16 protein-coding genes are annotated in these 21276 nt (G+C 57.9%); 9 read left to right on the top strand and 7 right to left on the bottom strand.

Features of this window, described 5'->3' with window-relative positions:
- Positions 1-12: 12 nt before the first annotated feature.
- Genes DXT77_RS25590 through DXT77_RS25575 form a run of 4 tightly spaced genes read right to left on the bottom strand, consistent with a single transcriptional unit; the run spans position 13 to position 6239 of the window.
- Positions 13-1104 (bottom strand): DegT/DnrJ/EryC1/StrS aminotransferase family protein, encoded by a 1092-nt coding sequence (locus tag DXT77_RS25590; protein WP_256663041.1) that lies wholly within the window; start codon positions 1102-1104, stop codon positions 13-15.
- Positions 1105-1136: 32 nt separating this feature from the next.
- Complete coding sequence (locus DXT77_RS25585; protein WP_119429665.1) at positions 1137-4154, bottom strand: glycosyltransferase; 3018 nt, start codon at positions 4152-4154, stop codon at positions 1137-1139.
- Complete coding sequence (locus DXT77_RS25580; protein WP_119429664.1) at positions 4151-5428, bottom strand: ABC transporter ATP-binding protein; 1278 nt, start codon at positions 5426-5428, stop codon at positions 4151-4153. The genes DXT77_RS25585 and DXT77_RS25580 overlap by 4 nt, the downstream gene beginning before the upstream one ends.
- Positions 5418-6239 (bottom strand): ABC transporter permease, encoded by an 822-nt coding sequence (locus DXT77_RS25575; protein ID WP_119429663.1) that lies wholly within the window; start codon positions 6237-6239, stop codon positions 5418-5420. The genes DXT77_RS25580 and DXT77_RS25575 overlap by 11 nt, the downstream gene beginning before the upstream one ends.
- 576 nt (positions 6240-6815) lie before the next feature.
- On the opposite strand from DXT77_RS25575, the gene DXT77_RS25570 reads away from it, so the two are divergent.
- The 5 genes from DXT77_RS25570 (at position 6816) to fabF (ending at position 13762) form a co-directional block, all read left to right on the top strand.
- Positions 6816-8810 (top strand): nucleoside-diphosphate sugar epimerase/dehydratase, encoded by a 1995-nt coding sequence (locus DXT77_RS25570; protein WP_119429662.1) that lies wholly within the window; start codon positions 6816-6818, stop codon positions 8808-8810.
- Between the two features lie 112 nt (positions 8811-8922).
- A complete protein-coding gene (locus DXT77_RS25565; RefSeq protein WP_119429661.1) occupies positions 8923-9258 on the top strand; it encodes a ComEA family DNA-binding protein in 336 nt (111 codons plus the stop codon).
- Between the two features lie 113 nt (positions 9259-9371).
- A complete protein-coding gene (locus DXT77_RS25560; RefSeq protein WP_119429660.1) occupies positions 9372-11438 on the top strand; it encodes a glycosyltransferase family 39 protein in 2067 nt (688 codons plus the stop codon).
- A gap of 222 nt (positions 11439-11660) precedes the next feature.
- Positions 11661-12455 carry an SDR family oxidoreductase gene (locus tag DXT77_RS25555; RefSeq protein ID WP_119429659.1) on the top strand — a complete coding sequence of 265 codons (795 nt, stop codon included), beginning with the start codon at positions 11661-11663 and terminating at the stop codon, positions 12453-12455.
- A gap of 32 nt (positions 12456-12487) precedes the next feature.
- Positions 12488-13762 carry a beta-ketoacyl-ACP synthase II gene (fabF, locus tag DXT77_RS25550; RefSeq protein WP_119429658.1) on the top strand — a complete coding sequence of 425 codons (1275 nt, stop codon included), beginning with the start codon at positions 12488-12490 and terminating at the stop codon, positions 13760-13762.
- Here fabF and DXT77_RS25545 read toward each other — a convergent pair.
- Entirely contained in the window at positions 13759-14316 is a 558-nt protein-coding gene (locus tag DXT77_RS25545; RefSeq protein ID WP_119429657.1) for a TetR/AcrR family transcriptional regulator, read from the bottom strand. The two genes, fabF and DXT77_RS25545, sit on opposite strands and share 4 nt — an antisense overlap.
- Before the next feature lie 175 nt (positions 14317-14491).
- Between DXT77_RS25545 and DXT77_RS25540 the strand changes: the two genes are divergently transcribed.
- A complete protein-coding gene (locus DXT77_RS25540) occupies positions 14492-15343 on the top strand; it encodes a DUF1989 domain-containing protein (protein WP_119429656.1) in 852 nt (283 codons plus the stop codon).
- Positions 15344-15389: 46 nt separating this feature from the next.
- Here the strand turns inward: DXT77_RS25540 and DXT77_RS25535 are convergent, their stop codons facing one another.
- Both DXT77_RS25535 and eat read right to left on the bottom strand, forming a co-directional pair.
- On the bottom strand, positions 15390-15557 hold the full coding sequence (locus DXT77_RS25535; protein WP_065257130.1) for a DUF2897 family protein: 168 nt from the start codon (positions 15555-15557) through the stop codon (positions 15390-15392).
- A 129-nt stretch (positions 15558-15686) separates the two neighbouring features.
- Positions 15687-17051, bottom strand: a complete 1365-nt coding sequence (gene eat / locus DXT77_RS25530) for an ethanolamine permease (RefSeq protein ID WP_119429655.1) — start codon at positions 17049-17051, stop codon at positions 15687-15689.
- Between the two features lie 302 nt (positions 17052-17353).
- Between eat and kdpF the strand changes: the two genes are divergently transcribed.
- Genes kdpF through kdpB form a run of 3 tightly spaced genes read left to right on the top strand, consistent with a single transcriptional unit; the run spans position 17354 to position 21223 of the window.
- Positions 17354-17443 (top strand): K(+)-transporting ATPase subunit F, encoded by a 90-nt coding sequence (kdpF, locus tag DXT77_RS25525; protein ID WP_007899818.1) that lies wholly within the window; start codon positions 17354-17356, stop codon positions 17441-17443.
- Positions 17444-17451: 8 nt separating this feature from the next.
- A complete protein-coding gene (gene kdpA, locus DXT77_RS25520; protein ID WP_119429654.1) occupies positions 17452-19146 on the top strand; it encodes a potassium-transporting ATPase subunit KdpA in 1695 nt (564 codons plus the stop codon).
- Positions 19147-19156: 10 nt separating this feature from the next.
- Complete coding sequence (gene kdpB, locus DXT77_RS25515; protein WP_119429653.1) at positions 19157-21223, top strand: potassium-transporting ATPase subunit KdpB; 2067 nt, start codon at positions 19157-19159, stop codon at positions 21221-21223.
- Positions 21224-21276 lie beyond the last annotated feature (53 nt).

Raw genomic sequence — 21276 nt, 5'->3', positions numbered from 1 at the left:
GCGATTGCACTCCTACTCGGCAAAGAAGGTTCGAACGGCAGCAATGACCGAGGACACTTCTTTATCGGTCATGCCCGGGAAGCACGGCAGCGTCACCAGTGTCTTGCACAGGCGCTCGGTGACATCCAGCGAGCCGACGATGTGCGGTTCGGCGTAGGCGGTTTGCTGATGATCCGGGATCGGGTAGTGGATATCGGTGGAGATATTCTGCGACTTCAGGAAGTCCCGCAGTGCATCGCGTTTGGTGGTGCGCAGAACGTACAGATGCCCGACAAAGGATTCGTCCACGCTCGGCACACCTTCCACGGCGAGCGACGAGAAGGCTTCGTTGTAGCGACGGGCGATATCGCGACGCGATTCGTTCCAGGTGTCCAGCAGCGGTAGCTTCACCCGCAGTATGGCGGCCTGGATTTCGTCCAGACGACTGTTCTTGCCACCGGCATGATCCACTTGATACTTGGAAGACCAGCCATACTGACGCAGGGTTTTCAGGCGCGCAGCAACGTCATCGCGGCTGGTCACTACGGCGCCACCGTCACCCAGTGCACCCAGGTTTTTGGTCGGGTAAAAGCTGAAACAGGCAGCGTCGCCCCAGCTTCCGGCCTGTCGACCATCCATGATCGCGCCGTGGGATTGCGCGCAATCCTCGATCAGTGGCGTGCCGGATGCCTGAGCCAGCGCCATCAGTGACTGGATGGCCGCCATTTGCCCGTACAGGTGAGTGACGATGATGCATTTCGGTTTCTGCTCCAGGGCTTGCGCCAAGGCATCGACCGACATGGTCATGGTCGATTCGTCGATGTCGACATAGACCGGCGTCGCCCCGATGGCATGGATTGCGGTACTGCTGTAGAACCCGGCGTTGGCGACCGTCACGACCTGGTCGCCGGCCTCCACACCCACGCTGCGCAGGGCGATTTCCAGGGCGTCGGTACCGTTGGCCACCGACACGCAATGCCCGGCACCCACGTACCCGGCAAATTCGGATTCGAAGCTGCTGACCTCTTTCCCGAGAACATACCAGTGGCGATCAAGTACGTTCTTGATCGCACCGAGGAAGTCGAGATCCTTGTTCATCACCACATCGGAGAAAAGAGGGATCATGTCGATACTTCCCGAAGAGTCCATTGGCTTGTTCATTTATCGGAGTTCTTGTAGGTGTGCGGCGCCCACTCGCCCCATTTCGCCTCGTAAGTCGCCTTGTTCTGTTCGAACAGGGCCTGGCGGTCAGCACTTCGCATTTTGTTGAACGAAGCCGACAGGTGGTGATGGATGAATACGTCTTCGGCGCAGCCCACTTTCAAGCCCAGTTGTTCGATCCGGCGGCAATAATCGTCATCTTCGAAGAAACCACGACCGAAAGCCTCATCCAGCGGACCTACGGCTTCGTAGACTTCACGCGAGAACATCACGCAGAAGAACGCGGCGGTGTACAACTCCTGGACCTTGCCGATGTGGCTGCGAGTGTATTTACCCGACTCCACCAGCATCTCGTCCATGTTGTTGTACTTGATCTGGATCTTGGCTTCGTTACCGATGTTGTTGGTAACCGGGCCGATGATGCCGAGGTTCTTGTTGCGCTGAAGGTGGCGGTAGAGCGTGCGGATCCAGCCAGGGGTGACGTAGGTGTCGTTGTTCAGCAGCACCAGGTATTCGCCGGTTGCCTTGGCCAGACCCTGGTTGTTGCCGGCAGCGAAGCCCCGGTTGTCTTCGTTCAGGATGATCGAACGGTTTTCGCCCTGGGTGACCCACTCCTGCAGAAGTGCAGGGGTGCCGTCGGCGGAGGCGTTGTCGACAACGATGACTTCGAGGTTGTCATGGTTGGAGTGCTTGTCGAGACTGGCAAGGCAGGCCTTGGTCAGCTCGATGTTGTTGTAGGTGACCACGATGACGCTGACGCTTGGAACCGCTCGGGATGATTCGATCCGATTGATCATCTGCTCGGCGCGATGCGCCCAGGTCTGATTCTTCGCAAATTGCTGGCGAGCATGGATGCGGTCGGCGGAGTCGGTAGCGTTCAGTTCTTCGTTGATGGCCCCGATGAACGCCTCGGTGGTCGGTGCCGCGTGGACCAGGTTTTCGAATTGCTTGATCTCTGGCAGGTCGACCGATACTACCGGTTTGCCGGCGCTCAGGTACTCGTAGACCTTGACCGGGTTGGTGGCCAGTGTCAGCGGGATGACCTGGAATGGCAGCAGGCAGACGTCGAACGCGTGCAGGTAGCGTGGCAGTTCGCTGTAGGCCATTTCGCCAGTGAAGGTGACATTGCTCAGGTGTGCGAGCTGCTCGCGGGCACCCACGGTGTCAGCGCCGATCATCAGGATCGAATGATCCGGGAACGCCTTGGCAACGTTTTCCAGCAGCTTTACATCGAACCATTCTGCAATGGCACCGTAGTAGCCAATGATCTTGCGCTGTTGCGGGTCGACGTAGACATTGGCTGGCTTGACCGCGAAATGGTCGTACTCGCCGGCATTGCGGATCAGCACGCGGCTGTCGGTGTGCTGTGCAACGATTTCATCCAGCCAGGTGGACGTGGTGATCGTCATGTCGGCATTGCGCATCAGTGCGCGCTCGATGGACAGGACTTCCTCCGAGACGTTGCCGAATCCTTCGTGGTGATCCATGCAGTCGTAGACGAGCTCACTGTCCGGTAGCACGGACGCCGTTTCGTACCAGAACGGGTGCTGTATCACCGAAACCAGTTGGCGCGACTGCGCCCAGTTCAGCACTTGTCCGATGGACGCTTTCAGTTGATCGGAGATCGCAACGCTCGGCGGGTCGTTGTAGATGACCGGTGCGCCTTTGGCATATAGATTGATCTGGAACAGTCGCCCGGCGCTGTCCAGCTGCTCCATGTTAAAGCCACCGCGCGGGTCGTCTACCAGGTTGACCGAGACGTAGAACACTCGACGGCCCGCACCGGCAATGGCCTGAGCCAGTTGCTGAGGGCGCTGATGCCGGAAGTGCCAGTCGATGACTCCCCAGAAAATGTAGTCTGGCAGGTCGTTTTCCTGAGATGCAGGCAAGGTGGCTGGAAGGTCGAACTGACCGCCGGCCAGCAGTTGGCTTTTCATCGATGACATCGGGCCTCGGACCAGTTGTCCATAGGCCTTGCGAATGGCGGTCTTGATGGCTTCCGGCAGGGGTAGCCGATTGAAGACGCTGCGCAACTTGCTTTTTATCGCACGCTTGTCGCTTGGCTGAAGGCCATGGCGCAGCACGCGGGTCGAGAATCGCAACGGTTGCGTGATTTTCCACGAATGGCTGTTGATGACATCGTTCAGGCGGTTCTGGGTCGCGATCAGGTGATCGCTCAGCGCAATGCTGTCTTCTTGAATCTTGTGAAGTGCGCGCTCGGTTTCGGCCAGACGAGTGGTGGCTTCTTCGAGCTCTGCGTTCGTTTCGGTGGCTTGGGCGCGGGCTGCGAGCAGTTTGTCCTTAAGGTCCACAACCACGTTGTCGGACTCCACATGAACGTGCTCAAGCTTTACGGCAGACGCCGCTTCATCCTGGGTGTTCGTGTAAATCAGCAGGATCTGCTCGCCAGGCCAGTAGTTTGGCTGGTGATCGGTAGTGTTGGTAATACTGCTGTGCGTGAGTGCCCAGGTGCCGAAGAACGCCGGAACGTTGTCCAGCTGAAAGGAGTAGAAGTGCTCATCAATGAGTTCCTTTTCCCGGAAGGGCAGCAGCAGCACGATGAACTTCCGGGCTTTCGCCGAAACGGTGTTCAACACATCCCACGGCGACTCGAAGTGTTCGAGGGTGTTGGACGAGAACAGGATGTCCCACTGCGGAGCTTCGCTGTTGCCGAGGAAGTCGTCACACAGGAACTGGCATTGTGGATAGGCGCTTTTGGCCTTGTCGATCGCTTCGGAGGAAAAATCGACACCCACCAGACCTGGAGCGTTCAAGCGCTTCGACAGGTTCTGGGTACCGTCACCCTGTGCGCAACCCCAGTCGCACATGGTCAGGTTGTCCGTTGCGATCAGTGAGGAAAGCCAGGCCGGAATGTTCTCCACGGCAACTTCACTGAAGAAGATGCTTTGCTCTCTGCCGAAGTTTTCTTCCCAGTCATTGGAAAAGCGATAGTCCCAGTAAGTCTTGGAGTTCACATCACCAGTGGTCGTTATGGAATCAGACGGTTTTTTCATGGTGTTGGTGCTCCCTGACCAGAATCGCTTTTTTGCACATTGATAGAAATCCGGGGCATGAATTGTCCGGATGCATTGCTAAGGAATGAAGAGGAAAAATACTGGGCGCCTTCCATGTATTCGTAATAATGGATGGCGGCAGATGAGCGGTTTTCTATAGCAGCGACCAGCAGGTATTCACCGGAACACAGTGGGTTCTCAAGTTCAAAACAGACTTCCTGGAAGGCTTCGTCCTGTGAAAACTTCACCTGGTCGTTCCAGGTACTTCCGACAATCAGATCGCTGCCGGAAAGGTTCTTCAGTGAAAACGACACTGACAGGCCTTCAAGGGTTTTGATTGCGCCGGTGTCGAAGGCAATTTTCACGAACATTTTTTCGTGGTCTGAGTAGAGGTTCTTTTTGACTCCCGACTCATCATAAATGCCTGCGTCCTGGATGATGCCGATGTGCGAGCCCCAATGATTGATGGGCTGGCTGGCCTTGTGTGGCTCAGTATCGTTGGCAGCCTTGCTCGGTGCGTTTCCGGTGTTCGGCGCATTGTTGAAGAGGTGCTCGGTGTACTGGGCCGTGATCGGAAACACTTCCCCGAGACCGCGCACGGTGCCTTTGTCCAGCCAGAGTGCACGATCGCATAGCGTGCGCACGGCAGCCACGTCGTGGGAGACGAACAAAATGCTGACTCCGGACTCTTTCATCTGTTTGATGCGATCCAGGCATTTGGCCTGAAAGCGTGCATCGCCCACGGAAAGGGCCTCATCGACCACCAGAATGCTTGGGTTGGTGTGGACTGCAACCGAAAAGGCCAATCGCACATACATACCCGATGAATAGGTTTTCACCGGCTGATTGATGAAGTCACCGATTTCCGCGAAAGTTTCGATGGCGGCGTACTGGCTGTCGATTTCATCGCGGTTCAAACCCAGGATCGCCGCATTGAGATAGACGTTTTCCTTGCCGGTGAACTCCGGGTTGAAGCCCGCACCGAGCTCGAGCAGGGCGGCAACGCGCCCTTTGACGGCGATCGTCCCGGAGCTCGGATTGAGGGTGCCGCAAAGCATCTGCAGCAACGTCGATTTACCCGAGCCGTTACTGCCTATGATGCCGACGGTTTCACCCGGCTGGACTTCGAGCGAGGCATTTTTCAGTGCCCAGAACTCACTGAAGTATTTGCGCTTCCCGCGAAACAGCATTTGTAACAGGCGTTGATGCGGTTTGTCGTAAACCTCATAGCACTTGCTCAGGTTGTCGATCTTGATGACGGCTTCAGAGGACATCGGCAAACCCCTTGCGTGTCTTTTGGAACCAGGCAAATCCACACCACGCAATCAAGGCGCCAGCCGCGAGCATGATTGCCCAGGCGGTAAAGTCCGGCATGCGGCCAAAGACGAGAACATTGCGGCTCTGTTCGATAATGGAGGCCAGGGGGTTGATCCTGATTGCAAATTGATATTTTTCCGGGAGCGCATCAATCGGGAAAAAGACGGCCGACATGAAGAGCAGGACGGTCGAAAACATCGCGGTAATCTGACTGATGTCTCGCAGGTAAACGCCCAGCGAGGAAAATAGCCAGCTCAATCCCATGATGCCCAGAAGCAGGGGCAGCAATACGACGGGCAGAAGCAGCGCCGTCGCAGGAATGCTGTGTTTGAAAATCAGTTGTGCAGCCAGCAATACCAGAAGACTGATGCCGGCATGAAACAGTGCAGAGCAGAACGCTACCCAAGGCAGTACTTCAAGTGGAAATACCACTTTTTTCACATAGCTGACGTTTGAGGTAATCAGCATCGGTGAGCGGTTTATGCATTCGGCAAAAAAACCATGAATCAACAAACCGACAAACAGGATGATCGCGAAGTCGGTTTTGCTTTCATCTGCACCGGTGCCCCAGCGGGCCTTGAACACCACTGAAAAAACGAATGTATAGATGACCAGCATGAGTATCGGGTTGAAAAAAGACCAGGATAAACCCAGTGCCGAACCGCGATAGCGTCCTAGAACTTCTCGTTTGCTAAGTTGCAAAATAAGACGTTTATTGCGCCAGAAGCTGTTGATCATTTCAAAAGGGTGAGCTGAAAAATTTTGCATCAGTGAGTTGACTCGACTTCTTATGCTGGTGGCCCATTTACATACTTGGATTTAATGACGGGGTAGATATCCATTTCTCGGGATAGATCCGGGCCCTCACGCAACCGTCCTGCCTTGCGTTTCCATGCGTTTTTTTGCCTTGACAGATGTCGGCGCTTATAGCGCTGCAGCACGCTGTGTCCGCGCAGCTGGCGCCGTCGGCCGCATCGCGCATGTTATCGCATTGACCCACATTTTTTCACTAGGCAGGCGGTCATTTTTGCCGGATGGTCAGGCAAATCGGGGATTTTCTTCACGAATAGTGGCTTTTGGCCTTGGGCGTGGGGTGGTTTGGCGGTGGAAGGTCGAAGGTGTTTCTGCGATTGTCGGAGAAATTCGATTCCGTGGAGCGTGTTAATCAGTCAGTTGTTTGAAAACGATGGGTGTCAGTGAATCGGGCTTCTTTTCGGAAAAAGGCTACAAGTTGGGTCAAGTATTGTCGGGAACAAAATATTTTGGTTAGCGACTCAAGCCTAATTACGTACAATGGCCCTTCGGTTTCCGCAGGCGGATGGGGCCTTAGAAGGCCAGATATTTATGGATAAATTCAGAGTTTTTCTGCTGGGGCTGCCTCGTCGGCAAAAACGGCTCATACAGGTCGCTACCGACGGCATTCTCGTGTGGCTGGCATTGTGGCTGGCATTCATCGTGCGATTGGGTATCGATGATATGTACAACCCTGTGCGGGTTCATTTCTGGCTGTTTGCATGCGCGCCAGTGATTGCCATTCCTCTTTTCGTCCGTTTCGGTATGTACCGGGCGGTCATGCGGTACTTCGGCAACGATGCGTTGATCGCCATCATCAAGGCCGTCAGTCTTTCTTCGCTGATTCTTGCGCTCGTGGTCTACTGGTACAGCAACCATGAGGCGGTTGTCCCGCGATCGATCATCTTCAACTACTGGTGGCTGAGTCTTGTGATCATTGGCGGCCTGCGTCTGTGCATGCGCCAGTATTTCATGGGCGATTGGTTTACCGCGGCGCAACATGTTCCGTTCACCAGTCGTGACGACGGCCTGACCAAGGTGGCCATTTATGGCGCAGGCGTAGCGGGAAATCAGTTGGTGGCGGCACTGCGCATGGGGCGGGTGATGCGTCCAGTGGCGTTCATTGATGATGATCCGAGTATTTCCGATCGTTCGATTTCCGGATTGCAGGTCTACAAGCCCAAGCACATTCAGCAAATGATCGAAGTGACGGGCGCGCAGGAAGTCTTGCTGGCCTTGCCTTCCTCGACGCGTTCGCGGCGCCGGGAAATCCTCAATCTGCTCGAAGGCTTCCCGCTGCACGTGCGCAGTGTGCCGAACTTTACGGACCTGGCCAGTGGACGGGTGAAAGTCGAGGATATCCAGGAAGTGGATATCGCCGACCTGCTCGGACGCGATTCCGTGCCCGCTCAGTCTGATCTCCTGGAGTCCTGCATCAAGGGCAAGACTGTCATGGTGACTGGGGCGGGGGGCTCGATCGGGGCTGAACTGTGCCGTCAGATATTCGCTCTCGGTCCTACGACTCTGTTGTTGTTCGAACATAGTGAGTTCAACCTCTACAGCATTCTGTCCGAGCTTGAAACGCGCTCCAGCAGACAGTCCATGTCGGTTCGGCTGCTGCCTATTCTTGGTTCCATCCGTCATCAGGACAAGCTGTTGGAGGTCATGAAGACCTGGCATGTGGATACGGTTTACCACGCTGCGGCCTACAAGCATGTCCCGATGGTCGAGCACAATATCGCCGAAGGCGTATTGAACAACGTGATCGGAACCTTGAATACCGCGCAGGCGGCATTGCAATCGGGGGTTGCCAACTTTGTGCTGATTTCGACGGACAAAGCCGTACGGCCAACGAATGTCATGGGCAGCACAAAACGCCTTGCGGAGCTGACGCTTCAGGCATTGAGCCGCGAAATTGCGCCTGTGCTGTTTGGTGACAAGGCAAACGTCTCCCGAGTCAACAAGACCCGATTCACGATGGTGCGATTCGGCAATGTCCTGGGCTCATCCGGTTCGGTGATTCCCTTGTTCCACAGTCAGATCAAGTCCGGTGGGCCACTGACGGTCACTCATCCCAAGATCACTCGCTACTTCATGACCATTCCTGAAGCTGCCCAGCTGGTGATTCAGGCCGGGTCGATGGGGCAGGGTGGTGACGTATTCGTGCTTGATATGGGAGAGCCGGTCCGGATCGTCGAGCTGGCGGAGAAGATGATTCATCTCTCGGGCTTCAGTATTCGATCCGAAAAAAATCCTCAAGGCGATATCTCCATCGAGTTCACCGGGTTGCGTCCAGGAGAAAAACTCTACGAAGAGCTGCTGATCGGCGACAACGTGGAGGCCACCCAGCATCCGATGATCATGACGGCAAACGAGGATCATCTGCCTTGGGAGGCTTTGAAGGGCAAATTGAGTGAATTGCTCAAGGCTGTCGAACAGGATGACTATTCGCGGGTGCGTCAGCTGTTGCGTGAGACCGTCAGTGGCTACACACCGGATGGCGAGATTGTCGACTGGATCTATCAGCAGCGGCGGTTGGAACCTTGATTGTTACACATCCTGCAATGTACACATTTTTGACAAGACGCTGATGTCGCCTAAGTTTGGGAGGCAGCTCAGGAAAAGCTGTCTATCTAATCGACATCATGGAGCGTCAATCATGCGTACAGGTTACTTTTACTCTCTGGTCTTTGCTTTGCTCGCCAGTGCTTCAATCGGCGTCATTGCGGCACCTGCGGCAAATCATTCGCATCAGGAAACTTCTTCGGCAACCGTCGCTACCGTGACTTCCGCTGAGAAAAAAGTCGATCTCAATGCTGCCGATGCAATCACCTTGCAGCGAGACCTTTCCGGCGTGGGAGAGGCGAAGGCCAAGGCGATTGTTGCTTATCGTGAAGCCAATGGGCCTTTTGCTTCAGTCGAAGAACTCCTGGAAGTCAAAGGAATAGGCAAGGCTATTCTCGACCGCAACCGCGACAAGCTTGAGATTAATTAAGCACTGAAGGACAGGAGACCGATCGATTGATCGGTCTTTTTTTGCCTGCTTCAATCGTAAGTTTTCCGCTTGTTTGCCGACAAAGAGTCGGCAGGGGCAGATCAAATTCCACAATGATTGTTTACACGTTAACCTGCGCCTCCAAAGTGGGACGCACGGCGACGCTGTGTTCGAAGAACAATGATCCGGGTTATCAAGCAAGGGACGTAATGGCAAGCGAACAAAAGATGTTTCTACCCATGGTGTTAAAGGCCTGGTCGCTTTTGATACTGATGTTGAGTGGGGTGGCCGTGATTGCAGGGCTCGCCCGTGCAAATGCGCTCTCGCTGACATTTTCAGCCGCATGTCTGGCTTGTGTGCTGTTGATCGGCTTCATCATGGCTAGAAGCAATCGCTGGAGGTTACCCGCAATTGCCGGACCGATCCTTCTGGCGTGCATAATGCTGGCTCTCGGGTTGTGGGTATTCTTTTTCGACTCGGGGCAGGTCAGCGATTTCGGTGTGTACTATCGCTGCGGTACCGGTGATCACAGTTCTCTCCAGGCCTGGCTCGAGAACTGTCAGTCCCAGTATTTGACAAAGAACAGTACTTACTGGCTAAGGTCCTTTTTCTATTCTTCAGCCATCGGTCAATTGATCGGTGGTGACTACTCCACATTCAAAGTGGTGAATGCGCTGGTCCATATGGCGACGGTGGTCGTCTGGTATTACGGAGTCAGGGCCAGTTACGGTGTGCGGGTCGCATCGCTGTCCAGCGTGTTGCTGGCGCTGTATCCGGAATACTGGTTCACCACTACGCTGGTGACTACCGATAACTTCGCGGTCCTGTGCGTTGCCCTGTTCATTCTGATGGCGCCGAAGTTGAATGACCGGTTGTCGACGGCGCTCGTCTTTTCGTTGTTCCTGGGCATCGTGATCTTTCTTGGGCATCAACTCCGGTCAATTGGCTCGATCTTTGTGCTGTCACTGCTGTTTTATCTGATCTGCGGGACAACCCTTGGGAAAAGATACTCTGGCTGGGTTGCCGGGGCGGCGGCGCTTCTTGTTTTTGTGGTGTGTTCCTTTGCCTTTTCGAAGGCTTATGAAACGAATCTTCCTGATCTTTTCAGTCCAGTGAAGATTGTTTCTGCGATCGACTTCCATACCACCCAGGGTTTTGCCATCAATTATCTCTGGGCCGAGCACTTCTGGCCTGCAACGCCTCAACCTCTTCAACTGCCTATGGCGATATACAAGATATCCACGGAGTTCTCGGGAGGATTCTTGCAATGGCCAGCTTATGTCTTCAATAAAGCCGTCGTTGTCTTTTCCGGTACCGGTTACTACGGTCTTTCAGCCTTTGCTTATCCGCCAGACAACCCCGACTCACTGGTGACGACAACGGTCAGCAACATCCCTTTCAGCGCCGGATTCTTTCCATGGCTGAGTCTGATTGTCTTCATGTATCTGGTGTCGGCAGTCGTGGGCGTTTTTCGCTCGAAAGTCGTTAGCGGGCCGGCGCTGGTTTCCCTGCTTGTCTTGGGCGTTTTTGGACTGCTGGTTTTGGGGATGGGAGAGTCTCAGGCCCGATACAGCGCGATCATCGCTCCTGCATTGGCCTTGCTGGCAGCGCTTGCATTCTTTTCACCCGTGACTGAAGAAGCGGCTCCTGAGCGATTGGTCTCGTTCGGCAAGGGTTACCTGATCGGACTGGCCGTCATTCTGGGCCTGTTTCTGATCATCCTCCTGTTGACCAAGGTATTGCCTTCCAGCGAGCAACTGAATGGACAGGTCAAACTGGTCGACGCGACCGCCTTGCAGTCGACGAGCTGTTCCAGTGATGGCGTCAGCCTTGCTCCTGACTATAAAAAAGTCAGGGTTGCATTTGCCGGGACGAGCAATTGCGCGGTTGTGAAGCTGGACGTACCGGCGGGCACTGCAACGGTTTCGTTCTATCTGAGTGGCTCGCGCTTCCCGTTCAGGTTCGAAGGTCCGGGACCGAACGTCTTTTCCTATCAGCTGTTAGCCGGGGAGAGCATCCTTTCCAGTGGCCAGACAGGGGAGACGTCCGTCAATTACGTTCAGGTCGAACTCCCGAAAGGGAGCGAGCATGAGTTGGTGTTGAAGGTGAAAAAGCTCAACGCCGGTGCAAGTGACTATATTGATGTATCGCTGATCCGGGCAATCGCCGGCAGCAAGTAGATCTGGGTCGCCGATACGGCAGTCCCGCAAAACACCTGGAGCGAACACGGCGAGCAAGGGTCTTGCCGTGTTCACCGAGAGGATGGTGCCGTTAGCGTATCCATTCATCCGTTTTGAAAATTATGGCTATCATATTTGTTTTGGATTATGGCTATAATAAAAACGGGTTAATGGCCCTGCGGTTTACTTTCTTCCCCCCCAGATGTTTTCAGGAGTGCAATCATGGTCGACATTCGTTCACAAGGGACTGCTCTCGTTACCGGCGCCTCTTCAGGGATCGGTGCAATCTATGCCGAGCGATTGGCGGCGCGGGGTTTTGATCTGTTGCTGGTGGCTCGCGATCAGGAGCGCCTGGAGTCTGCTGCCAGCAAATTGCGAGACGCGCATGGCGTTAAGGTTGAGGTGCTGAAGGCCGATCTGACGCAAAAGGATGAAGTGCTCAAGCTTGAGCAGCGCCTGCGCAGCGACTCCGGCATCAGCCTGTTGGTCAACAATGCGGGGGTAGCGGTCAATGGTTTGCTGGCCAACGCCGACCCCGAGGTGCTGGAGCAACTGATTCAGTTGAATGTCACAACCCTCACCCGCCTGGCAGCCGCAGCGGCAGCCGCGTTCACCCGCGCCGGGCGCGGCACGATCATCAATATCGCGTCAGTGGTCGCTTTGTTCCCCGAGCGTTTCAATGCCACCTACAGTGCCAGCAAGGCCTACGTGTTGAGCCTCACTCAATCGCTGAATACGGAACTCGAAGGCACCGGGGTCAAGGTTCAAGCGGTATTGCCGGGTGTGACCCGCACCGAAATCTGGGCGCGTTCCGGTTTTGATGCCAGCGGTATTCCGGCGGAGATGGTCATGGAGGCGGGCGAGATGGTGGATGCGGCGCTGTCGGGTCTGGACCAGGGCGAACTCGTGACGATTCCTTCGCTGCCCGATGCCGGTGAATGGCAAGCCTTCGTTGCTGCACGTCATGTGATGGCGCCCAATCTGTCCCATAGTTCGGCAGCCAGCCGTTACAAGTAAAAAACTTTTGAGTCGTGCGAGGTCAACCCGATATGGATCAGCGTCGAGTAGTTGTCACGGGTATGGGCCTGGTGTCGCCCCTGGGCAGTGATGTAGAAATCGTCTGGCAGCGATTGCTGGCCGGGCGTTCGGGATTGCGAAACCTGCCGGAGGCGGTCGTTGCGGATCTGCCGACGCGGGTCGGTGGTGTAGTGCCGACGTTGGAAGAGGACGCCGAAACCGGTTTCGATCCGGATCGGGCGACGCCACCCAAAGAACAGAAGAAGATGGATCGGTTCATTCTGTTCGCGATGGAGGCGGCCCGGCAGGCGCTTGAACAGGCAGGCTGGTATCCGACCGATCCCCGTGCTCAGGAACGTACGGCGACCATCATCGGTTCCGGTGTCGGCGGCTTCGGCGCAATCGCCGATGCTGTACGCACCACCGACAGCCGTGGTCCGCGTCGCTTGTCGCCGTTCACCATCCCTTCGTTTCTGGTCAACCTCGCGGCGGGTCATGTCTCGATCCAGCACGGTCTGAAGGGCCCGCTAGGTGCGCCGGTCACCGCGTGTGCCGCTGGCGTGCAGGCGATCGGTGACGCCGCTCGGCTGATTCGTGCCGGTGAGGCCGACATTGCCGTGTGCGGCGGTGCGGAAGCGTGCATCGACCGCGTGAGCCTTGCCGGATTTGCAGCGGCGCGGGCGCTCTCCAGTGGCTACAACGATACGCCCGAGCGTGCTTCGCGCCCGTTCGACAGCGGGCGTGACGGTTTTGTGATGGGCGAGGGTGCCGGGTTGCTGGTGATCGAGTCACTGGATCACGCATTGGCCCGTGGTGCCAGGCCACTGGCCGAACTGGTCGGCTACGGCACCAGCGCCGACGCCTATCACCTGACTGCCGGGCCGGAAGACGGCAGCGGAGCTCGACGAGCCATGACGCTGGCGCTGGCTCAGGCTGGTATCACGCCGGATCAGGTGCAGCATCTGAATGCACATGCGACCTCGACGCCGGTTGGCGACCTGGGTGAACTGGCTGCAATCAAGTCGGTGTTTGGAGCGCAGAACAAAATCGCCGTGACTTCGACCAAATCCGCCACCGGCCATTTATTGGGAGCTGCCGGTGGCCTTGAAGCCATCTTCACGTTGTTGGCGATCCGCGACCAGACCGTTCCGCCGACCCTCAACCTGGACAGTCCCGACCCGGCCAGCGAAGGCGTGGACATCGTCCATGGTCAGGCGCGGTCAATGCCGATCGAATACGCGCTGTCCAACGGTTTCGGTTTCGGCGGGGTCAATGCCAGCGTGCTGTTCAAGCGTTGGCTGGCTTAGTCTTCGGAGCGCTTGAGGTGTTCGCGGGTGACGTCGAGGATCTGTTGGGCAAACCCGGCATCCGCGACGCTGCGTGAGAGCAGGAGCGCGCCCGCCAGTGTCGCCATGATGACGATGCTGCGTTCGGCCGCGTTCTCGCCTTCAAGGGTGTTCTGGATCTGATCCAGACGCGCCTTGAGCACGAGATCGCTGGTCGGGCTCGGTTGTCCGCGCAATCCAAGTTCCGAAGAAATGGTCAGCAGCGGGCAGCCTTCATGCGGAGAGGTCTGGTGCCACTCGGAGAGATACGTATCGATGAAGGCCTCCAGCGGTTTTTCCTGGGCGAACAACTCTTCGCACAAGCCTGCGACCTGCTCGCCGGCGGCTTGCAGGGCTTTCTCGACCAGGTCGTCCTTGGATTTGAAATGCGAATAAAAGCCGCCGTGGGTCAGTCCCAGTGCTCTCATCAAAGGTTGCAGACCGGTCGCACCGATGCCGTCCTTGCGAAAGCGCTCGGATGCTTCCTTGATAATGCGCTGATGGGTCTGGGCTTTATGATCTTGCGAGTAACGCATTTAAACTCTCCGCAACAAGACCGCCATCTTAACCAATGCAAATTGAATGGTGACTGTACTTCTACTTCTAAAAAGCCTGCCGGTGAATCCAACAAGTTCGTAACAGCCATCAACGGTTGGCACGGATAGTGGTTGCAGCTCACAAAGTTGCCATCACCGAAGGAGCAGGAGAACCATGTACAAAGACTATCCGGCCGCCTATCAAGTCAGTAAAGGCTCGGCCTTGCAGGTCAATGCACCGTTCTACGAGCGGATTCGCGACAGCAAGGATGCGCGGACCCTGATCGAGCAATTCGAAGTGCCGATTCGCACCGGTCGTGCCTGGCATGTTCCGGCGGGGCATGTGTTTCGTGTCACCACACCGGTGGGGCCTCAGGTGGGCGACTTCAATGTGTGGAATGCCCACGATCCGCGTGAGCGAATGTGGGCGGCGCGCACCCGACAACTGCAGGGTGCCCATGTCAGTACCCATGACCGCCTCTGGTCCAACCTGCCTTTTCTGCGACCGCTGGTGACCATTACCGACGACAGCCTCGCCGATTACGGCATCGATGAGCATGGCGGGCGCCTGCACGATTTGCTCGGTACACGTTGTGATCCCTACGTGAACAAGATGCTCACCGGCGAAGACTTCCATCATCATTGCCATTCCAACCTGACCCGCGCCGTTCTACCGCACGGTCTGACCGAGTTCGACGTGCACGACGTGCTGAATATCTTTCAGTGCACGGGACTGAATCACGATGACCTGTACTTCATGAAGGCCTGCCCGGCGCAGAAGGGCGATTATCTGGAATTCTTCGCGGAAATCGATTTGCTGTGTGCGCTGTCGACATGTCCTGGCGGTGATTTGTCGCTGGCGATGTGGGGGCCGGATGCGCAGGATCCGTTGAGCGTGTGCCGTCCGCTGGGTGTGGAAATCTATCGGCTGGACGAGTCGTTGCTCGAAGGCTGGAGTTCACCGGAACGCGCGGCGTACAAAGGCCTGCACGGCTTGCACATTGCCAGGGCCGAATGGGAAAAGTGACCGCGACCAAAAAACAAACCCCGCCGATTCAGGCGGGGTTTTTCGTTCAGCGGTCCTGCGCGTCCTTGATGTCCGCTTCGGCATTGCGCTCGGCAACGCGTTGACGTTGTTCTTCGGTCAGTTCGACCTTGTTGGCGGTGTCGCGCAGCATCATCAGACCACCGACGATCGAGCCGATTGCAACGACCAGAATCAACCAGGCATACCAGGGCATAGCGGCTCTCCTTAATGGCAGGTCTACGGGCGAGGATTTCGCCAGCGATGCTGCTTACCACGTTTGAGCGATGGGAAATCACAGTGGTTCCATTCTAGGCCGGTTATGCCCGGTACACCCGCACAGCTTCTATTGACCGGTCAGCATCGCATCGGCCGGCGCGTTCGCGCGCAACTGGCCAGTGAGCAGGAAATAGCCGAATCCGACCGCCATGAAACCGAGGAAGATCAGTCCGATCAGTGCGTTGAACCAGGCCATCGCCACCAGGCACACCACCGCCAGCACCAGCGCGATGAACGGGATCAGCGGATAGCACGGCGCACGGAAAGTCCGCTCCAGATTCGGTTCGGTTTTGCGCAGCTTGAACAGACTGAGCATGCTCATGATGTACATCACGATGGCGCCGAACACGGCCATGGTGATCATTGCGGCAGTGAGGGTCATGCCGCCGAGGTTGATCAGGCCGTCGCTGTAAATGGCGGCAATGCCGATGATTCCGCCGGCGATGATCGCCCGGTGCGGCGTCTGGAAACGCGACAGCTTCGCCAGCGAGGCGGGCAGGTAACCGGCGCGGGCGAGGGCGAAAAACTGCCGCGAGTAACCAAGAATGATCCCGTGGAAACTCGCCACCAGCCCGAACAGACCGATCCACACCAGCATGTGCAGCCAGCCGGAATTGTCGCCGACCACCGCTTTCATCGCCTGTGGCAACGGATCGTTGATGTTCGACAGGGTGCGCCAGTCGCCGACGCCGCCGGCAAAGAACATCACGCCCATCGCCAGCAGCACCAGGGTCAGGATGCCGCTGATGTAAGCCTTGGGAATCGTGCGTTTCGGATCCTTGGCTTCTTCGGCCGCCATGGCCGCGCCTTCAATCGCGAGGAAGAACCAGATCGCAAACGGGATCGCCGCGAACATCCCGGCAATCGCCGGTGCGCCGAACACGTCCGCGCCGGCCCAGCCATTGAGGGCAAAGTTGCTGAAGCTGAAGGCGGGTGCGACCACGCCCATGAACACCAGCAACTCGGCGACAGCCAGCACGCAGACGATCAACTCGAAGGTCGCCGCCAGTTTCACACCGAGGATGTTCAACCCCATGAACACGATATACGCGCCGACCGCTGCGTGTTTCGGATCGAGAGCCGGAAACTGCACGTTGAGGTAGGCGCCAATTGCCAAGGCAATGGCAGGTGGGGCGAAGACAAATTCGATCAGCGTCGCCAGGCCTGCGATCAATCCGCCTTTTTCACCGAAAGCCCGGCGACTGTAGGCAAACGGCCCGCCCGCGTGCGGAATCGCCGTGGTCAGTTCGGTGAAGCTGAAAATGAAGCAGGTGTACATGGTCGCGACCATGAACGAGGTCACCAGAAAGCCCAGTGTTCCGGCGACGCCCCAGCCATAGCTCCAGCCGAAATACTCCCCGGAAATCACCAGCCCCACCGCGATGCCCCACAGGTGCAGCGTGCCCAGCGTGGGTTTGAGTTGTGTGTTCATGCGTTTGCTCCCTGAACGGTTTGGAAAGCTCGGGGGAGGGCGTGTGCAGTGGGCGTGCCATTTTGTATTGGCAAGTCGTAATGGGCTGAAAGCTGTCGTATCGGGGATGTTCGCGACTCGATAGCCACATTTCTGTGCGCCAGTCAGGTGCGTCGGCCATCGGGAACAGTCGTAAAGAAGGCATAAACCCACTCTTTACGCATTCTTTATGCCCCGCCCGCACCCTCGGTCTCGTTCCTTTACAGCCTCCTTTCCGACAATGCCTCCACACGCGGCAATACGCCGTAACACGGAGATCTTCCATGAGCGTTCTGGACGGGGTGTCCCTGCTGCTGGCAGTGGGGCTGTTCATTTATCTGTTGGTTGCGCTGTTGCGCGCGGACCGGAACTAGGAGCGGCTATGCACAGTTATGACTATTGGCAGATCCTCGCGTTTTTCGCGTTGGTGTTGCTGCCGGCGCCGTTCCTCGGGCGCTTCTACTACAAGGTGATGGAAGGTCAGCGCACCTGGCTGACGCCGATTCTCGGTCCGGTCGAGCGCGGCTGTTACCGCATTGCCGGGGTCGATCCGCAGGCCGAACAGAGCTGGCAGAAGTACACGCTGGCGCTGCTGGCGTTCAACCTCGCGGGTTTCCTGCTGTTGTTCGCGATCCTGTTGTTCCAGGACCACCTGCCGCTCAACCCGCAAAACCTGCCGGGCCAGGAGTGGACCCAGGCGTTCAACACCGCCGTCAGTTTCATGACCAACACCAACTGGCAGTCCTACAGCGGTGAGGCGACCCTCAGCTACCTGAGCCAGATGGTCGGCCTCACCGTGCAGAACTTCGTCAGCGCCGCCACCGGCCTCGCCGTGCTCGTCGCGTTGTGCCGTGGCATCGGTCGCAAATCCACCAAGACCCTGGGCAACTTCTGGGCCGACATGACCCGCGCCACCCTCTACGGACTGCTGCCACTGTGCTTGCTGCTGGCGCTGTACCTGGTGTGGCAGGGCGTGCCGCAGACCTTCGCGCAATACGTGAATGCGGTGACGATGCAAGGCGTCGATCAGGTGATCCCGCTCGGCCCCGCAGCCAGCCAGATTGCGATCAAGCAACTGGGTACCAACGGCGGTGGTTTCTTCGGGGTCAACTCGGCGCATCCGTTCGAGAACCCGACTGCGTGGAGCAACCTGTTTGAAGTCACCTCGATCATCCTCATTCCGGTGGCGTTGGTGTTCACCTTCGGTCACTACGTCAAGGACCTGCGTCAGAGCCGCGCCATCATCGGCTGCATGCTCGCGCTGTTCCTGATTGGCGGCGCTACTTCGATGTGGGCCGAGTATCAGCCGAACCCTGCGCTGAACAACGTGGCCGTCGAACAGACCGCGCCGCTGGAAGGAAAGGAATCGCGCTTCGGCACCACTGCCACCGTGCTTTGGTCGGTGACCACCACTGCGGCGTCGAACGGTTCGGTCAACGGCATGCATGACAGCCTCAACCCGCTCAGCGGCATGGTGGCGCTGGTCAACATGATGGTCGGCGAAGTGATCTTCGGCGGCGTCGGTGCCGGGCTCTACGGCATGTTGCTGAACGTGCTGATCGCGGTGTTCCTCGCCGGCCTGATGATCGGCCGCACCCCGGAATACCTCGGCAAGAAACTCCAGGCCCGCGAAGTGCAATTGCTGGTCGTGACCTTGCTGGTGATGCCGGTCGGCGTGCTGGTGCTGGGGGCGATTGCCGCAGCACTGCCAGGCCCTGCGGCGACCATCAGCAACCCCGGCCCCCATGGTTTCAGCCAGTTGCTGTACGCCTACACCTCGGCCAGTGCCAACAACGGTTCGGCGTTCGGTGGCCTGAGTGCCAACACCCCGTTCCACAACCTGATGCTGGGCCTGGGCATGTTGATCGGTCGTTTCGGTTACATCCTCCCGGTACTGGCCCTGGCCGGCAGTCTGGCGATGAAGAAAACCGCGCCGATCGGCCAGAACAGCTTCCCGACCCACGGCCCGCTGTTCGTGACCCTGTTGACCGTGACCATTTTGCTGGTGGGCGGCCTGACCTTCTTGCCGACCCTGGCGCTCGGCCCGATTGCCGAACACCTGAGCATGGGCTTCTAAGGAATCCATCATGAATATGCATGTTCCAGCTTCAAAACCTGCGGTAGCTGCCAAGTCGGCAGAAGCGCCCAAAACCGCGATCAGCACCCTGTGGCGCCCGGCGCTGGTGCAAGCGTTCGTCAAGCTCGACCCGCGCCAGCTGGTGCGCTCGCCGGTGATGCTGGTGGTCGAACTGACCGCGATTTTCACCACCGTGCTGTGCTTCATCCCGGACAACGTCGTACCGACTTTTGTCGCGGCGCAAATCGCCCTGTGGTTATGGTTCACCGTGCTGTTCGCCAACTTCGCCGAAGCACTGGCCGAAGGTCGCGGCAAGGCCCGCGCCGACAGCCTCAAGGCCGGCAGCGAAGGCCTGAGCGCCCGACGCAAACTGGCCAACGGCAGCTTTCAGGTGGTGCCCGCCGCCAGCCTGCGCAAGGGCGATGTGGTGCGCGTTGAAGCCGGGGAAATGATCCCCGGTGACGGCGAGGTCATCGAAGGTATCGCGGCAGTCAACGAAGCGGCGATTACCGGTGAATCCGCTCCGGTGATCCGTGAATCCGGCGGCGACCGTTCCGCCGTCACCGGCAACACACGGCTGGTGTCCGACTGGCTGCTGGTGAAGATCACCGCCAACCCCGGCGAGTCGACTCTGGACCGCATGATCGCGCTGGTCGAAGGTGCAAAACGCCAGAAGACCCCGAACGAAGTGGCGCTGGACATCCTGCTGATCGGTCTGACCCTGATCTTCCTGCTGGTGGTCGTGACCCTGCAACCGTTCGCCCACTTCGCCAACGGCAGCCTGCCGCTGGTGTTCCTGGTGGCGCTGTTGGTCACGCTGATTCCGACCACCATCGGCGGCTTGCTGTCGGCCATCGGTATCGCCGGGATGGATCGTCTGGTGCGTCTGAACGTCATCGCCAAGTCCGGTCGCGCAGTGGAAGCGGCGGGTGATGTGCACGTGTTGCTGCTGGACAAGACCGGCACCATCACCTTCGGCAACCGTCGCTGCAGCGCAGTGTATGCCGCCCCGGGTGTGAATGCCCGAGAGCTGGCCGAAGGCGCGCTGTTCGCCTCGCTGGCCGACGAGACCGCCGAAGGCAAGTCCATCGTCGAATACCTGCGCGGCTCCAATCCGCAGCCGGAACCGGCACCGGAAACTCTGACTGCCGTGCCCTTCAGCGCCGAAACCCGCTTGTCCGGCGTCGATTATCAGGGCCGTGTATTCCGCAAGGGCGCGGTGGATTCGCTGCTGGCGTTCCTTGGTCAACAACGCAAGGATCTGGCCCCGGCGCTGTCCCGTGAAATCGACAAGATCGCCCAGAGCGGCGGCACCCCGTTGCTGGTCTGTGCCGACGGCAAACTGCTCGGTGCGATCCATCTGAAAGACGTGGTCAAGCCGGGCATCCGCGAGCGTTTCGCCGAGCTGCGCAAACTGGGGATCCGCACGGTGATGGTCACCGGCGACAACCCGTTGACCGCTGCCGCGATTGCCGCTGAAGCAGGCGTCGATGACGTGTTGGCCGAAGCCACACCAGAGAAGAAACTGGCGCGCATCCGCCACGAGCAGAACGACGGTCGTCTGGTCGCCATGTGCGGCGACGGCGCCAACGATGCTCCGGCGCTGGCCCAGGCTGATGTCGGCATGGCGATGAATGACGGCACGCAAGCCGCACGCGAAGCGGCCAACATGGTCGACCTCGACAGCGATCCGACCAAGCTGCTGGACGTGGTGCAGATCGGCAAGGAATTGCTGGTGACCCGCGGCGCATTGACGACCTTTTCTATCGCCAACGACGTGGCCAAGTACTTCGCGATCCTGCCGGCACTGTTCGCTGCGATCTACCCGCAACTGGGCGTGCTGAACATCATGCACTTGAGCAGCCCGCAGAGCGCGATCCTGTCGGCCATCGTCTTTAACGCTTTGATCATTGTCGTGCTGATTCCGCTGGCCCTGCGCGGCGTGCGGGTGCAGGCCGCGAGTGCGGCGGCGCTGCTGCGCCGCAACCTGCTGATCTATGGCCTGGGCGGGATTCTGGTGCCGTTCGTGGGGATCAAGGCGATCGACATGCTGTTGACGGCGTTGCATCTGGTTTGAACCTGAACAGCGGTGTGCCGGGCACACCGCTTCAAGCACGAATTCGAGGATTT

This window comes from Pseudomonas sp. 91RF (genome assembly GCF_003576265.1).
Lineage (GTDB): Bacteria > Pseudomonadota > Gammaproteobacteria > Pseudomonadales > Pseudomonadaceae > Aquipseudomonas > Aquipseudomonas kribbensis.
This window is presented reverse-complemented; position numbering and strand designations above follow the sequence as displayed.

Coding starts and splice junctions, on each gene's coding strand:
- DXT77_RS25590 (WP_256663041.1), bottom strand. CDS start 1,104: ATGATCCCTCTTTTCTCCGATGTGGTGATGAACAAGGATCTCGACTTC.
- DXT77_RS25585 (WP_119429665.1), bottom strand. CDS start 4,154: ATGAAAAAACCGTCTGATTCCATAACGACCACTGGTGATGTGAACTCC.
- DXT77_RS25580 (WP_119429664.1), bottom strand. CDS start 5,428: ATGTCCTCTGAAGCCGTCATCAAGATCGACAACCTGAGCAAGTGCTAT.
- DXT77_RS25575 (WP_119429663.1), bottom strand. CDS start 6,239: ATGCAAAATTTTTCAGCTCACCCTTTTGAAATGATCAACAGCTTCTGG.
- DXT77_RS25570 (WP_119429662.1), top strand. CDS start 6,816: ATGGATAAATTCAGAGTTTTTCTGCTGGGGCTGCCTCGTCGGCAAAAA.
- DXT77_RS25565 (WP_119429661.1), top strand. CDS start 8,923: ATGCGTACAGGTTACTTTTACTCTCTGGTCTTTGCTTTGCTCGCCAGT.
- DXT77_RS25560 (WP_119429660.1), top strand. CDS start 9,372: ATGATTGTTTACACGTTAACCTGCGCCTCCAAAGTGGGACGCACGGCG.
- DXT77_RS25555 (WP_119429659.1), top strand. CDS start 11,661: ATGGTCGACATTCGTTCACAAGGGACTGCTCTCGTTACCGGCGCCTCT.
- fabF (WP_119429658.1), top strand. CDS start 12,488: ATGGATCAGCGTCGAGTAGTTGTCACGGGTATGGGCCTGGTGTCGCCC.
- DXT77_RS25545 (WP_119429657.1), bottom strand. CDS start 14,316: ATGCGTTACTCGCAAGATCATAAAGCCCAGACCCATCAGCGCATTATC.
- DXT77_RS25540 (WP_119429656.1), top strand. CDS start 14,492: ATGTACAAAGACTATCCGGCCGCCTATCAAGTCAGTAAAGGCTCGGCC.
- DXT77_RS25535 (WP_065257130.1), bottom strand. CDS start 15,557: ATGCCCTGGTATGCCTGGTTGATTCTGGTCGTTGCAATCGGCTCGATC.
- eat (WP_119429655.1), bottom strand. CDS start 17,051: ATGAACACACAACTCAAACCCACGCTGGGCACGCTGCACCTGTGGGGC.
- kdpF (WP_007899818.1), top strand. CDS start 17,354: ATGAGCGTTCTGGACGGGGTGTCCCTGCTGCTGGCAGTGGGGCTGTTC.
- kdpA (WP_119429654.1), top strand. CDS start 17,452: ATGCACAGTTATGACTATTGGCAGATCCTCGCGTTTTTCGCGTTGGTG.
- kdpB (WP_119429653.1), top strand. CDS start 19,157: ATGAATATGCATGTTCCAGCTTCAAAACCTGCGGTAGCTGCCAAGTCG.